This window comes from Sphingobium sp. CR2-8 (genome assembly GCF_035818615.1).
Lineage (GTDB): Bacteria > Pseudomonadota > Alphaproteobacteria > Sphingomonadales > Sphingomonadaceae > Sphingobium.
Genome location: NZ_JAYKZY010000002.1, coordinates 3,306,959 through 3,320,817 on the forward strand (window position 1 = coordinate 3,306,959; position 13,859 = coordinate 3,320,817).

Consider the following 13,859-nt stretch of genomic DNA (forward strand, 5'->3'; position numbering starts at 1 on the left):
TCTAGACAGTCCGACAATTGCCAGAAAAATCATTATGTGAATTTTATGCCCACAATGTGGATCATTGTTGCAGGGGTTCGGCGGACCGTTCACCCTATTGGAATGGAAGAAGGGCCTCGCGTGGCAGGATCGCCATTGGAGACGATCCAGCCGAAAGACTGTTGACCCTCCTATTTCGTCCCGATATATGGGCAACAACTCTATTTAACGGGATTTATGTCCAACACGCCTCTGCACGGGCGGTTGATCTGGGGGGAGCGCTGCGGCTCCGTGGCGCTCCCCTTTTTCTTATGTCCTGATCGGATGCCCCAGCATGACGCTGCCCGCCGCCCTTGCCCTGATGCTGAACGCGGCGTCGCCTGCGATGGCACAGACGTTCGACATGCGCGCCGGATCGGCGGAACGGCAGCGCTCTTACGAAACGGGCGGTCCCGGCATGGAGCCGGGCGCTGATCCGCAGGGCTTCCTCTTTTCGGTGGCGTTGCCGCAAGGGGACTATCGCGTCACGCTGCGCCTGGGCGATGATGGCCGACCGGGCGACACCACCGTAAAGGCCGAAGCGCGGCGGTTGATGCTGAACCATGTCGTCACGCGTCGAGGCGAAACGACCGAACGCAGTTTCCTGGTTAATATCCGCTCCCCGGCGCTGACGCCGCCGCCGCCCAATGCGCCGGGCGGCGACGCCGTGCGGATCGATGCGCGCGATGCGGCGGAGTTCACCTGGGACGAGAAGCTGACGCTGGAGTTTCTGGGTAAGCCGACGGTCCGGTCGGTCCGCATCGAACCCGTCCGTGCGCCCACGATATTCCTGGCTGGCGATTCGACGGTGACCGATCAATATGCCGAACCGGCCGCCAGCTGGGGGCAGATGCTGCCTGCGATGCTGGACGGCAAGATCGTGGTCGCCAATCATGCCAAGTCGGGCGCCACGCTCAAATCCTTCTTGACCGACCTGCGCTTTGACAAGCTGCTGTCGGGGATGAAGAAGGGCGACTGGCTGTTCATCCAGTTCGGCCATAACGACCAGAAGGCGGAATGGCCGCAAACATACGCCGATGCGCAGACGAGCTATCCGGCCTGGCTGCGCGCCTATATCGCCGAAGCGCGGCGGCGCGGGGCGCAGCCGGTGCTGGTGACGTCGCCTGAGCGGCGCAATTTCGATGCGCGGCGTAGAATCGTGGACACGCTGGGGGCCTATCCGGCGGCGGTGCGCGCCGTGGCGGCGCAGGAGCAGGTGCCGCTGATCGACCTCAACGCCGACAGCCGGGCTATCTACGAAGCGCTGGGACCGGAGGGCGCGCCAGGGCTGTTCAACGATGGCGGCCGGGACAAGACCCATCACAACAACGCTGGCGCATGGCTGCTGGCGCGCGCGGTGGCGGAACGGATACGGACGCGAATCCCCGCGCTGGCGCCGCATGTGACGATGCCCGCCTTCGACCCGGCCCGGCCGCCAGCGCCCGACAGCGTCGCCATCGTCCCTAGCCTGATCCGCAGCGATCAGCGGCCGGCTGGCAGTTGATGCGCGTCACCCGCCGCGATGTCGCGCTGGGCGGTGCCGCCCTGCTGCTGCCCACCTTCCCGGCGCATGCGGCGCGGCGCATCGACGTGCGGGACCATGGCGCGCGGGGCGACGGCAGGACGATCGACAGCCCGGCCATCAACGCGGCGATCGAGGCGGCGGCACGCGCGGGCGGCGGCACCGTCGTCCTGCCACGCGGTCGCTATCTATGCTTTTCGATCCGGTTGCAAAGTCGGATCACGATGCTGCTGTCCGATGGCGCGGTGATCGAGGCGGCCGATCCGGCGCGCCATGGCGGGCGATACGACCTGCCCGAAGCCGGTATCGATCAGCTCTATCAGGATTTCGGCCATAGCCATTGGCGCAACAGCCTGATCTGGGGCGACGATGTGGAGCAGGTGGCGATCGTCGGCCCCGGGCTGATCCACGGGATTGGCCTGACCCGCGATGGCCCCGGTGCGCGCTGGAAACGCCAAGCGGGCGAACGGCCCTTGTCGATGCAGGGTATGAGCGTGGCGGACATCGGCCATCTCGAGCCGGACGCCGCCGCGATGCAGGGCCTGGGCAACAAGGCGATCGCCTTCAAGAATGGCCGCGACATTCACCTGTCGGGCTTCACCATCCTGAAGGGCGGGCATTTCGCGATCCTGGCGACGGGCACGCGCGACTTGCGGATCGACGGGCTGACGATCGATACCGAGCGCGATGGCATCGACCTGGATTGCGTGCGCGACGTGGTGGTGGAACGCTGCCGGGTCAATTCGCCCAATGACGACGCCATCGTGGTCAAGAGCAGCCATGCGCTGGGCCGGGCGATCGCTGCGGAGAATATCCTGATCCGCGACTGCGACGTGTCGGGGTACGACATGGGGTCGCTGGTCGATGGCACGAGGCGCACTACTCAGGCGATCGCGCCCGATCGCGACCGGGTGACGGGCCGCATCAAGCTGGGCACCGAGAGCAATGGCGGATATCGCAACGTGCGGATCGAGGATTGCCGCCTCACCCGCTGCCGGGGCCTGGCGCTGGAGACGGTGGATGGGGGCGTGATGGAGCATGTCGTCGCGCAGCGATTGACGATGCGCGACGTTACGACTGCGCCGATCTTCCTGCGGTTGGGCGACCGGCGGCGCGGGCCGGAGGGGACCGGTGTCGGCGCGATCCAGGGCGTGGAAATCAGCGAGGTGGATGCGCGCGGCATCGACCATCGCTTCCCCGCTGCCATCGCCGGATTGAAGGCACATCCCATCCATGACGTGACGCTGCGCGACATCCATCTCGCCTATCGTGGCGGCGGCACGGCGGCCGATGCGGTGCGCGTCCCGGCCGAACTGCCCGACGCCTATCCCGAACCCAGCATGTTCGGCGTGCTGCCTGGATGGGCGCTATGGGCGCGGCATGTGGAACAGCTGACGATCGATCGCTTCACGGCGGAGACGATGACGCCCGACCAGCGCCCGCCCTTCGTCCTGGACGATGTGTCGGCTATTTCCGTGACGAACACGCTGCTGTGGCGTTGACGACAATATGGGACAGTGCTACCAATTATCGGCATAACGTTCCACAATATGGTTCATCAGGGAGAGCCTATGTCGATCCACGCCTTCAAGATGCAGCTGAAGCCCGGCGTGGTGGACGAATATCGCAAGCGGCATGACGAAATCTGGCCGGAACTGTCCAACTTGCTGTCGCAGTCGGGCATTTACGACTATTCGATCTTCCTGGACGAAGAGACGCTGAGCCTGTTCGCGGTGCTGAAACTGCGGGACGATAATAGGCGCGACGCATTGCCCGACCATCCGATCATGCAACGCTGGTGGGACCATATGGCCCCGTTGATGGAGGTTGGCCCAAGCAACCAGCCCAAGGAATGGCCGCTCCCCCTGCTGTTCCATCTGGATTGAGCGTCATGCGTTCGCTGATCGCCGTCCTGCTGCTCGGCTCCGCTCTCGCCACGCCGGTCGTGGCGCAGGTCGCCAAGCCCACCGCCAACTTGTCCGCGCCGGTCAAGACGTTCGGCCGCGTGTCCTATGATGCGCGGTCGCTGATGGTCGATGGCAAGCGACTGGTCGTGTGGGGTGGCGAGTTCCACCCGTTCCGCCTGCCCTCCCCCGACCTGTGGCGCGACATCCTCCAGAAGATGAAAGCGAGCGGCTTCAACACGGTCGCGCTCTATTTCGACTGGGGTTATCATAGCCCCAAGCAGGGCGTGTACGACTTCTCAGGCATCCGCGACATCGACCGATTGCTCACCATGGCGGAGGAGGAAGGCCTCTACGTCATCACTCGCGCCGGTCCTTATGTGAATGCGGAACTGTCGCGGGGCGGCTTTCCCGGCTGGCTGGTCAACCAGCGCGCCCGCGCCCGGACCGACGATCCCGATTATCTCAAGGCCGCCGACGAATGGCTGAGCCGGATCAATTCGATCATCGCGAAGCATCAGATCAACGCCGATCCCAAACGCAAATATGGCGTCATCCTGCACCAGATCGAAAATGAGCTGGCGCTGACCACAGCTGCGCAGCGGCGCTATATGGACCATCTTTATGCCAAGGCGCGGGCCGACGGCATCACCCTGCCCCTGTTCCATAACGATCAGGGCCGCAACGGATACTGGACGCCCGAATCGTCCAAGGTCGACAAGGTCGTGCCCGGCCCCAATGACATGTATGCGTTCGACGGCTATCCCGGCGGCACCTGCACCGTGGAGGGCAAGCCGACCCGCGACGTCGCCGCGCCGGACTGGGGTTTCTATGGTCCCGGCGGGGCGAAGGGGGGCGCATCCGCATCGCCCGATACGCCGGGCTTCCTGGCGGAGTTCGGCGGCGGCTGGTTCGACTATTGGGGGTCGAACGGCGGTTATGAGTGTAACGCGATCCAGCGCGGCAAGCGGTTCCAGCGCGTCTTTTACGGCACGAACCTGGCGAACGGGATCGGCATTCAAAGCTTCTACATGACCTATGGCGGCACCAGCTGGGGCTGGCTGCCAGCGCCGGTCGTGTTCACCAGCTATGATTATGGGTCGGCCATTTCCGAGCCACGCGCCCTGCGCGAGAAGGCGCAGGAGATGAAGCAGCTGGGCGGGCTGATCGCGTCCGTGCCGGATTTGGCGGGGATGGTCCCGGCGGGGCAGCCGGAGATTTCCTCACCCCATATCCAGATCTATCATAATAAAAGCCCGGAGACGGATGCGCGTTTCCTGATGGTGACGCACAAGCCGTCCAACGGGCAGACGAACGACGCTTTCAGCTTCACCGCCGACCTGCCGGACGGGCGATATACAGTGCCGATGCAGCTCAATGGCTTCGACGCGAAGTGGCTGGTCGCGGGTGTGACGCTGAACGGGCAGCGGCTCGTCTATTCGACGTCGGAGCTGCAATCGTCGCAAGATGGCGTGATGCTGCTCTATGGTCGCGCAGGCGAAACCGGCGAGACGGTGCTGCGCTATGCATCCGCGCCCCAGGTGACGATGCTGGAGGGGCAGGCGAGCAGCGCGTTCGACGCAGCCAAGGGCGATCTCAAGCTGAGCTACGCCCATCGGGGTCGTGCCGTGGTGCGGATCGAGGGCGGCGGGCGGCCGTCCCTGACGCTGATCCTGGCCGACGAGGCGGAAGGCGCGCGCTATTGGCGCGCAGGCGATGCGCTGGTCCGTGGCCCTGCGCTGATACGGTCGGCGATCATCAGGGGCGGCGTGCTGGCATTGACCGGCGACACCGCGGAACAGACCCCGCTGGAAATCTGGGCGCCCAACGCCGTGCGTTCGGTGACGTGGAACGGGGCGAAGGTCGCGACCAAGGCGACTGCCGTTGGGAGCCTGGCCGCCGTGCAACCGCTGGCTGGTCCGGCCGCCATCGCCCTGCCCGCCTTGACCGACTGGCGCATGGCGAAGGGGTCGCCGGAAACCGATCCGGCCTTCGACGACAGCGCATGGCAGGCGATCGACAAGCGGTCCTATGCCAGCATCACCGCGCGACCCGACGGCCAGCCCAATATGAGCATGGACGCCTATGGCTTTCATGATGGCGATGTCTGGTATCGCGGCCGCTTCACCGGCACCCCGGACGCGAAGACGCTATCGCTTTATTATGGCGCGGGCGGTTCGGGGCTGGTGCAGGCCTTTGTCGACGGACAGTTTCTGGGCGAGGCGGAAACGCCCGGCGGCCTGCCCCGGCCGATCACCACCGGCACGGCGCGCTTCGCCCTGCCCGCCGCTGCCCAGTCGGGGAGCATGTCCTGTCCGTCATGGTGCGCAACAACGGCCATAATTGGGATCTGGACAGCGATGATTTCCACAAGGAAGCGCGCGGCCTGATCTCGGCCTCCCTCGAAGCGCCGGGTGGCCGCAGCTTCGGCGTGCCGATCGCGTGGAAGATCCAGGGCAAAAAGGGTGGCGAAGACCTGCCTGACGTCGCGCGCGGCCCGGCGAACAATGGCGGCCAATATGGCGAGCGCATGGGATGGCACCTGCCCGGCTTCAATGATGGGGCGTGGGCGAAAGCAAGCGTACCTGTCGCGCAGGCCGACGCCGGGACCAATTGGTATCGCACCAGCTTCGCGCTGAACGTGCCCAAGGGGCAGGATGCGACCATCGGCCTCAGCTTCGGCGACGCGACGACGCCGCGTTCGCCGGTGCGCTATCGCGTGCTGATCTTCGTCAATGGCTGGAACATGGGGCAGTTCATCGCCCATGTCGGGCCGCAGCGCACCTTCCCCATACCCGAGGGCATCCTCAACCATCGGGGCAAGAACCATATTGCGCTGGCCGTCACATCCGATGGCCAGCCGGGCGACGCGCTGGAAAGCGTGCGCCTCGTTACCCTTCATACCGTGAAAGGCGGTCTGCCAGTGCAGATGGTTGCCGCGCCAAACGCACCTTCAGACCTTAAGGAGACCCAATAAGTGGCCGCTATCCATCATGATGTCCCGCGCAGTCAGGTCATCGATTCCATCGACCGGTTGATGGACAATCTGGTCAACATCAAGGATGAGACAGGCGAGTTCCTGCTCCATCTGGATGATGGCCGCATCATCGACACCAAGGGTTGGGCCGGTTGGGAATGGACCCATGGCGTCGGCCTGTTCGGCATGTGGCGCTATTTCGAGCAGACCGGCGACTATAAGGCGCTGGATATCATCAAGCAGTGGTTCGAGGATCGCTTCGCCGAAGGCACGCCGACCAAGAATATCAACACGATGGCCCCGTTCATCACGCTGGCCTATCTGTACGAGTTCGAACCCGATCCGCGCTACATCCCCTATCTCGACACCTGGGCCGAATGGCTGATGGCGGACGATGGCCTGCCCAAGACCGAAGAGGGCGGGTTCCAGCACATCGTCTATAATGACGTGAATCCGGGCGAGATGTGGGACGACACGCTGATGATGTCGGTGCTGCCGCTGGCCAAGATCGGCCTGCTGCTGAACCGTCCCGCCTATATCGAGGAAGCCAAGCGCCAGTTCCTGGTGCATATCAAATATCTGTTCGATACGAAGACCGGCCTGTGGTTCCATGGCTGGGATTTCAACGACCGGCATAATTTCGCGCGGGCGCTGTGGGCGCGGGGCAATTGCTGGGTGACGATCGCCATTCCGGAAATCATCGAGATTCTCGACCTGCCGCAGGGCGATTTCTTCCGCACCTTCCTGATCGACACCCTTGCAGCACAAGTGAAGACGCTGAGCGAAACGCAGGACGCGGAAACGGGGCTTTGGCACACGCTGATCGTCGATCCGACCAGCTATCTGGAAGCGTCGGCCACTGCGGGCTTTGCCTATGGCATATTGAAGGCGGTGCGGAAGGGCTATCTGCCGCGCCATTATGAGGCGGTCGGCATCAAGGCGGTGCGCGGCGTGCTGGCGAACATCGATGACGCTGGCGAATTGCAGCAGGTCAGCTTCGGCACGGCGATGGGCGATAGCGAGCAATTCTACAAGGATATCGCGCTCACCTCCATGCCCTATGGCCAGAGCCTGGCGATCTGCGCGCTGGGTGAGTTTCTGCGCACCTATATCTGACATGACGGGACGGGAGGGAGCGGCTGTGGAAGGACTGTATCTCTCTCGCCTTTTGTCCAGGGGTGCCGTCGGCCTGATCGGGCTGGCGGCATTTCTTTTGGGCATCGCGCCTGCATCGGCCGAGGACTGGGTGCGGGCTACGGCAAGGCCGGGGGATTTCCCGCTGGCGGCGGCTGGCGTGGCCGCGACCATCGTCACCGATCCCGCCGACCATGATGTGGTGCGGATCGCCGCCGATGATCTGCGCAGAGACATCGGCGTGGTGACGGGCGAGCGCGCAGGCGGCGGGGCGCAGGTCTGGATCGGCACGCTGGGGCGCAACGCCGCGATCGACCGGTTGGCGGCGACGGGGCGGATCGATGTCGCAAAGCTGAAGGGCGCTTGGGAAAGTTTCCTGATCGTCGCCGTCAACAAGCCCGTACCGGGCGTGGCGCGCGCGCTGGTGATTGTGGGCAGCGACCGGCGGGGCACCGCCTATGGCGCCTATGAACTGTCGCGCGCGATCGGCGTGTCGCCATGGCACTGGTGGGCGGATGCGACGCCGCTGCATCGCGATGCGCTCTATGTCGCGCGCGGGGTGAAGCGCTTCGGGCCGCCATCGGTGCGTTATCGCGGGCTGTTCCTGAACGACGAGGATTGGGGACTGATCCCCTGGGCGGCGGGCAGCCATGCGCCGGGCGAGACGCCGCTGGGACCGAAGACCTACGCCAGGCTGTTCGAACTGATGCTGCGGTTGAAGGCCAATCTGCTGTGGCCCGCGATGCACAAGGTGACGCGGCCGTTCAATGCCGATCCCGCAAATGCGGCGCTGGCGGACCGCTATGCCATCGTCATGGGATCGAGCCATGCCGAACCGATGCTGCGCAACAATGTGGGCGAGTGGGACGCGCCGGCGGCGGATTTCGATTATCTCAAGAACCCGGATGGCGTGAGGCGCTACTGGGACGCGCGGGTGGCGTCCCATGCGCGCTATGAGAGCATATGGACGCTGGGGATGCGCGGCATCCATGACAGCGGCATGGTGGGACCCAAGACGATCGCGGAACGGCGCGCGGCGCTGGAGCGGATCTTCGCCGACCAGCGCGCGATGCTGGACAAGGCCGGGATCGGGGACGCGCCGCAAGTCTTTACGCCGTACAAGGAAGTGCTGGACGTCTATCGCGCGGGCCTCAAGGTGCCGGACGATGTGACGTTGATATGGCCGGACGATAATTTCGGCTATATCCGCCATTTCCCCGATGCCGCCGAACGCGCGCGCAAGGGCGGGTCGGGCGTCTATTATCACCTCTCCTATCTCGGCGCGCCGCTCTCCTACCTCTGGCTGTCGACCACGCCGCCCGCGCTGATCCGGCAGGAGATGGGCCGGGCCTGGGACCGGGGCGCGCGCAGGATGTGGGTGGTGAATGTCGGCGACCTCAAGCCCGCCGAACTGGGCACAGATTATTTCCTCAAGCTGGCCTGGGATGTCGAGGGGACACGGCGGCGGCCGATCGACGATGTCGTGGCGGACTTCGCGGCGGAGACGATTGATGCGGCGCAGGCTCCCCGGATCGCAGCGGTGTTGCGCACCTATCACCGGCTGAATTTCGAGCGGCGGCCCGAACATCTGCAATATTATCTGCCGGGCGAGAAGGCGCGGCAAAGCCCGCTGACGATCGCGCAAGCGGACGCACGGCTGGCCGACTTTGCCGCGATGGAGGATGCGGTCGGGCGGATCGAGCCGCTGGTGCCGACGGAGCGGCGCGATGCGTTTTTTGAACTGGTGGGCTATCCGGTGCAGGCGTCGGCCGCCGCCAATCGGCGCTTCTTCGCAGCCGAGGCGCATGACCGGCTGCGTGACGGCGACCTGGCGGAAGCGATGCGACGCGGGGCCGTTGCGCGGGAGGCGGATGTGGCGATCGGGGCGCTGACACGACGGTACAATCGCGAGATTGCAGGCGGCAAATGGCGGGGCATGATGGCAGTGGAGCCAGCCGACGGGCAGTGGCGCAGCTATCGCGCGATCCCGCCGATCCTGCCGCAATCCGACGTCGTCCTGCCCCACAAGGAGCCTGTACCAGCGGCAAAAGAGACAGCGAGTTGGACAGTATTTTCGCCCCGCGCCTTTGTCGCGGGACCGGGATGGCGACGGGTCGAAGGACTGGGACGACAGGGCCTTGTGCTGGGCGCGACCGGCATGGGCGGGGTGGCGACGGCCAACGTCATCCTACCCGCCGGACGCTGGCGCATGCTGGTCGATCTGCTGCCGACCTATGCCGACCGGGATGGCGATCCGTTGCGGCTGACATTGGGCATCGATGGCGCGCAGCATGGGTTGGAAGTAGCCCGCGAGACGGGAAGCCGCGACTGGGCCGATGGGGTGCTGGACAACCGGCTGAGCCTGACGGTGCAGGGCGAACTGGCCGGGGGCAGGCATAGCCTGACGGTCGACGCGCGCGACGCAGGCGTGATGATCGAAGCGGTCCGTTTCATTGCCATGGAGGATGATCGCGTCTTGCATTGATTTCATATGGCGTGATAGACTTCCACTATGTGGCATTATATGCCCACGCCAGAGCATAAGATTGACGCGCGATGACGGATGCGCATGGCAGGTGAGGATGACAGTGACAGTGGCTGAAACGACCCGACCCGTCCGCTTGCAAAATTATCTCGCCTATGGCTCCAACGACGTGCTGGGCGCGGGATCGATGGCGGTCATTTCGGGATGGGTGCTGATTTTCTACACCCAGTTTTGCGGACTGACGGCGGGACAGGCGGCGACCATCTTCGCCGTGGCGCGCATATTGGACGCCTTCGCTTCGCCGATGATCGGCTATATCTCCGACCATTTCGGGTCGACCTGGCTGGGGCGGACGTTCGGGCGGCGGCGCTTCTTCATCCTGGCGGCGATCCCGCTGCTACCCAGCTTTGCGCTGATGTGGCTGCCCGGCCAAGGCTTCTGCTATTATCTGGTCAGTTATGTGCTGTTCGAGCTGGTCTATGCGATGGAGATCATCCCGTTCGAGACGCTGGCGGCGGAGATGTCCACCGACTATCGCACCAAGGCGAAATTCGCGGGATCGCGCATCCTGTTCGGGCAGGCGTCGGCGATCCTGGCGGGCTTCCTGCCGCTATGGCTGATCAACGCGCTGGGGCGGGACAGCGCCGACACCTTCTTCTATATGGGGCTGATCTTTGCCGCCCTGTTCATGGTGACGGCGGGGCTGCTCTATCTGTTCAGCTGGGAACGGCATATGCCGGGCGGCGTGGCACTGCCTTCGCCGCGGCCCGCATCCGGCGGCGCTGGGCAGGCGTTGAAGGCGCTGTACCGCAACCTGTTTTCGACCATGCGCATCCGCGCGTTCCGCCTGCATCTGGGCATGTATCTGGGCGGTTATATCAGCCAAGATATCTTCAACGCGGCCTTCACCTTCTTCGTGATCTTCGCGCTGTCGGGATCGATGGCGATCGCGTCGGGATTGCTGGGCACCATGTATATCGTTCAGTTCGTCGCGGTGATCATCGCCATCAACCTGGCGCTGCGCGCGTCGCCCGCCAGAGCCTATCAGGTCGCCGCCGCCGATTTCGCGGTCGGCGTGCTGGCGCTGATCGCGCTGTGGCTGCTGGGTGTGCCCGCCACGTCCCCGTGGATCTGGCTGCCGATCATCCTGGCCGGGCTGGGCCGCGGGGCGCTGAATTACATCCCCTGGGCGACATATAATTATATGGCCGATGTGGATGAAATCGTGACCGGCCAGCGGCGCGAGGGCAGCTTTGCCGGCGTCATGACCTTCGTGCGCAAGGCGACGCAGGCCGCCGCCGTGGCGGGCGTGGGCTTCATCATGCAGGCGGGCGGTTTCGTGTCGGGTGCGCAGGCGCAAAGTCCGGGCGCGATCCTGACCATGGCGCTGCTGCTGGGCGTGGGTACGGTGGGTTGCCTGGCGGGCGGGATATGGGTGTCCACCCGCTTCCGCCTCAGCCCCGCGACCCATGACATATTGATGCGCGAGATCGAGCATCTGCGCGCCGGTGGGCGCACCCCGACCTCCCCTGCGGCGGGCATGGTGGTGGAGGATCTGTCGGGCTGGCGCTACGACGAGCTATGGGGCAATAACCCGGTGGCCCGACAAGCGGCGCAGTAGGGGAGAGAATAGGATGCGGACCATGGTTCTGGGCGCGGCGCTGGCGTTTGTGCTGTCGACGGCGCCGGTGCAGGCGCAAAACTGGTCGCGCAGCTGGATGGCCGCGCCGCTTGTGTCGAAAGCGCCGCCCGAAAAGCGCCCGGACCTCAACAACCGGACATTGCGACAAGTGGTGCGGATCAGCAGCGGCGGCCAGCGCATCCGGTTGCGCCTGTCCAACGAAATGTCGACGCAGCCGCTGCTGCTGGGCGCGGTGCATGTCGCATTGGCGGGCGAGAATGGGGCGATCCTGCCCGGGTCAGACCGGGTCGTGACCTTCAACGGCGCGCAGGGCGCAACGATCCCCGCGCGCGCGCCGCTGCTGAGCGATGCGATCGCCATGGCGGTCAAGCCGCTGACGCGCCTGACGATCAGCATCCACCTGCCGCAGGGTGCGCCGGATGCGACGGTGCACAGCTATTCGGCCGCGACCGGCTGGAATGCGCCGGGGGACCAGACGGCGGCGGCCAGCCTGTCTGACGCGGCGACGCTGGGACCACGGGTCATCATTTCGGGCGTCGAGGTGGAGAACCGGAAGCCCGGCACGACTATCGTGACGCTGGGCAATTCGATCACCGACGGCGTGCGCGCCACGCCCGACAGCAACCGGCGCTGGCCCGATCTGCTGGCCGAGCGGTTGCAGAAGGCGGGGCGGACATCGGTGGGGGTCGCCAATGCGGGGATCAGCGCCAACCGGCTGCTGAGCGAGGGCGATGGCTATAATGCGCTGGCGCGGTTCGACCGCGACGTGCTGGCGGTGCCCGGCGTCACCCATGTGGTGATATTGGAAGGCGTGAACGATATCGGGTCCGCCTTCGCGCAGAAAAGGGCGATCCCGACCAGCGACGACCTGATCGGCGCCTATCGCCAGATGATCGCCCGCGCGCATGATCGCGGGGTGAAGGTCGTGCTGGCGACCATCCTGCCCTATAAGGGCGCGGGCTATTGGAGCGCGCAGGGCGAGGCGGTGCGGATCGCGGTCAACGACTGGATTCGTACGAACAAGCAAGCGGACGGCTTTGTCGATCTGGCCAAGGCGATCGCCGATCCGGCCGATCCCGCGCGCATGGCCAAGCCCTATGATGTGGGGGATGCGCTGCACCCCAATGATGCGGGCTTTCGCGTCATGGCCGACGCGGTCGATCTGACGCTGCTGCGGTGATCACCGCGCTGTTGATGATGGCCGCGACGGCGGGCGGGACGGTCGCGCCCAAGCCGCTGTTTCGCGACCCGGTGCATGACGGCGCGGCCGACGCGTCCACGGTGCGGGATCGCCAGAGCGGCGAATGGGTGATGTTCTACACCAATCGTCGCGCCGACCTGCGCCAAGACGACGCCAAAGATGTGCGCTGGGTCCACGGCACGGCGATCGGTGTCGCGCGATCCAAGGATGGCGCGCGCTGGACCTATGGCGGGACGGCGGCCATCCCCAAGGCTTGCACCGGTGAGACGTTGTGGGCGCCCGAGGTGCAATGGCTGGCGGGGCAGTGGCATATGTGGGTGACGGTCGTGCCAGGCGTGTTTCGCGACTGGAACGCGCCGCGCTTCATCGTCCATCTGACCAGCCCGGACCTGAAGGCCTGGACCTGTGGCGAGCGGTTGGACCTGGGTTCGGACCGGGTGATCGACGCCAGCGTACTGGCGCTTCCCAAAGGCCGATACCGGCTGTTCTTCAACGACGAGCGGATGAACAAGGCGATCCGCACCGCCGATAGCGACGACCTGATCCACTGGACGGTCGGCGATCGGCTGACAGACACGCCGGGCGAAGGGCCGAAGGCTTTTCGGTGGAAGGGGCGATACTGGCTGATTTCCGACGCGTGGAAGGGGTTGCTGGTCATGCGGTCCGACGATGGCGCGCGGTGGACGACGCAGCCGGGGCATATTCTGAGCCAGCCGGGTAAGCATGCGACCGATCGCGCGAAGGGGCAGCATCCCGATATCATCGTGGCGGGCGAGCGTGCCTATATCCTCTATTTCGTCCATCAGGATGGCGAGGATGCGGCGAAGGCCAATCCCGACTGGAAGCGCCGCAGCGTGTTGCAAATCGCCGAATTGCAGGAAAAGGATGGCATCATCAGCGTCGATCGCGACGCGCCGGTGCAGGTTCGCCTGACGCGCTGAAACGCGGGTGATCGCGGCGATTTTCCTTAACTGCA

The 13,859-nt window shown here is 65.1% G+C and carries 8 protein-coding genes and 1 pseudogene; all 9 read left to right on the forward strand.

All coding sequences use genetic code 11. The features are described from left to right. Window positions 1–313 precede the first annotated feature (313 nt). The 9 genes and pseudogenes from U5A82_RS20245 (at window position 314) to U5A82_RS20285 (ending at window position 13,824) form a co-directional block, all read left to right on the forward strand. Window positions 314–1,522, forward strand: coding sequence for a rhamnogalacturonan acetylesterase (locus U5A82_RS20245; protein ID WP_326292646.1), 1,209 nt, complete (start codon window positions 314–316; stop codon window positions 1,520–1,522). Further along, window positions 1,522–3,042, forward strand: a complete 1,521-nt coding sequence (locus U5A82_RS20250; RefSeq protein WP_326292647.1) for a rhamnogalacturonidase — start codon at window positions 1,522–1,524, stop codon at window positions 3,040–3,042. The genes U5A82_RS20245 and U5A82_RS20250 overlap by 1 nt, the downstream gene beginning before the upstream one ends. A gap of 69 nt (window positions 3,043–3,111) precedes the next feature. Next, window positions 3,112–3,426: an L-rhamnose mutarotase gene (locus tag U5A82_RS20255; protein ID WP_326292648.1), complete on the forward strand. Its 315-nt coding sequence runs from the start codon at window positions 3,112–3,114 to the stop codon at window positions 3,424–3,426. Between the two features lie 5 nt (window positions 3,427–3,431). After that, window positions 3,432–6,421 (forward strand): annotated as a pseudogene (locus U5A82_RS20260) (glycoside hydrolase family 35 protein). Then, the gene (gene bglB, locus U5A82_RS20265) at window positions 6,422–7,537 is read left to right on the forward strand and encodes a beta-galactosidase BglB (RefSeq protein WP_326292649.1); all 1,116 of its coding nucleotides are present in this window, start codon (window positions 6,422–6,424) and stop codon (window positions 7,535–7,537) included. 25 nt (window positions 7,538–7,562) lie between these two features. After that, a complete protein-coding gene (locus U5A82_RS20270; RefSeq protein WP_326292650.1) occupies window positions 7,563–10,040 on the forward strand; it encodes a glycosyl hydrolase 115 family protein in 2,478 nt (825 codons plus the stop codon). 97 nt (window positions 10,041–10,137) lie between these two features. After that, window positions 10,138–11,661 (forward strand): MFS transporter, encoded by a 1,524-nt coding sequence (locus U5A82_RS20275; RefSeq protein ID WP_442802193.1) that lies wholly within the window; start codon window positions 10,138–10,140, stop codon window positions 11,659–11,661. 13 nt (window positions 11,662–11,674) lie between these two features. Next, window positions 11,675–12,862, forward strand: a complete 1,188-nt coding sequence (locus U5A82_RS20280; RefSeq protein ID WP_326292652.1) for an SGNH/GDSL hydrolase family protein — start codon at window positions 11,675–11,677, stop codon at window positions 12,860–12,862. Then, window positions 12,859–13,824: a glycoside hydrolase family protein gene (locus U5A82_RS20285; RefSeq protein WP_326292653.1), complete on the forward strand. Its 966-nt coding sequence runs from the start codon at window positions 12,859–12,861 to the stop codon at window positions 13,822–13,824. The genes U5A82_RS20280 and U5A82_RS20285 overlap by 4 nt, the downstream gene beginning before the upstream one ends. Window positions 13,825–13,859 lie beyond the last annotated feature (35 nt).

What these genes read in the sequence shown, in the direction of transcription:
- U5A82_RS20245 (WP_326292646.1), top strand. Translation starts at nt 314, where the DNA reads ATGACGCTGCCCGCCGCCCTTGCCCTGATGCTGAACGCGGCGTCGCCT.
- U5A82_RS20250 (WP_326292647.1), top strand. Translation starts at nt 1,522, where the DNA reads ATGCGCGTCACCCGCCGCGATGTCGCGCTGGGCGGTGCCGCCCTGCTG.
- U5A82_RS20255 (WP_326292648.1), top strand. Translation starts at nt 3,112, where the DNA reads ATGTCGATCCACGCCTTCAAGATGCAGCTGAAGCCCGGCGTGGTGGAC.
- U5A82_RS20275 (WP_442802193.1), top strand. Translation starts at nt 10,138, where the DNA reads ATGACAGTGACAGTGGCTGAAACGACCCGACCCGTCCGCTTGCAAAAT.
- U5A82_RS20280 (WP_326292652.1), top strand. Translation starts at nt 11,675, where the DNA reads ATGCGGACCATGGTTCTGGGCGCGGCGCTGGCGTTTGTGCTGTCGACG.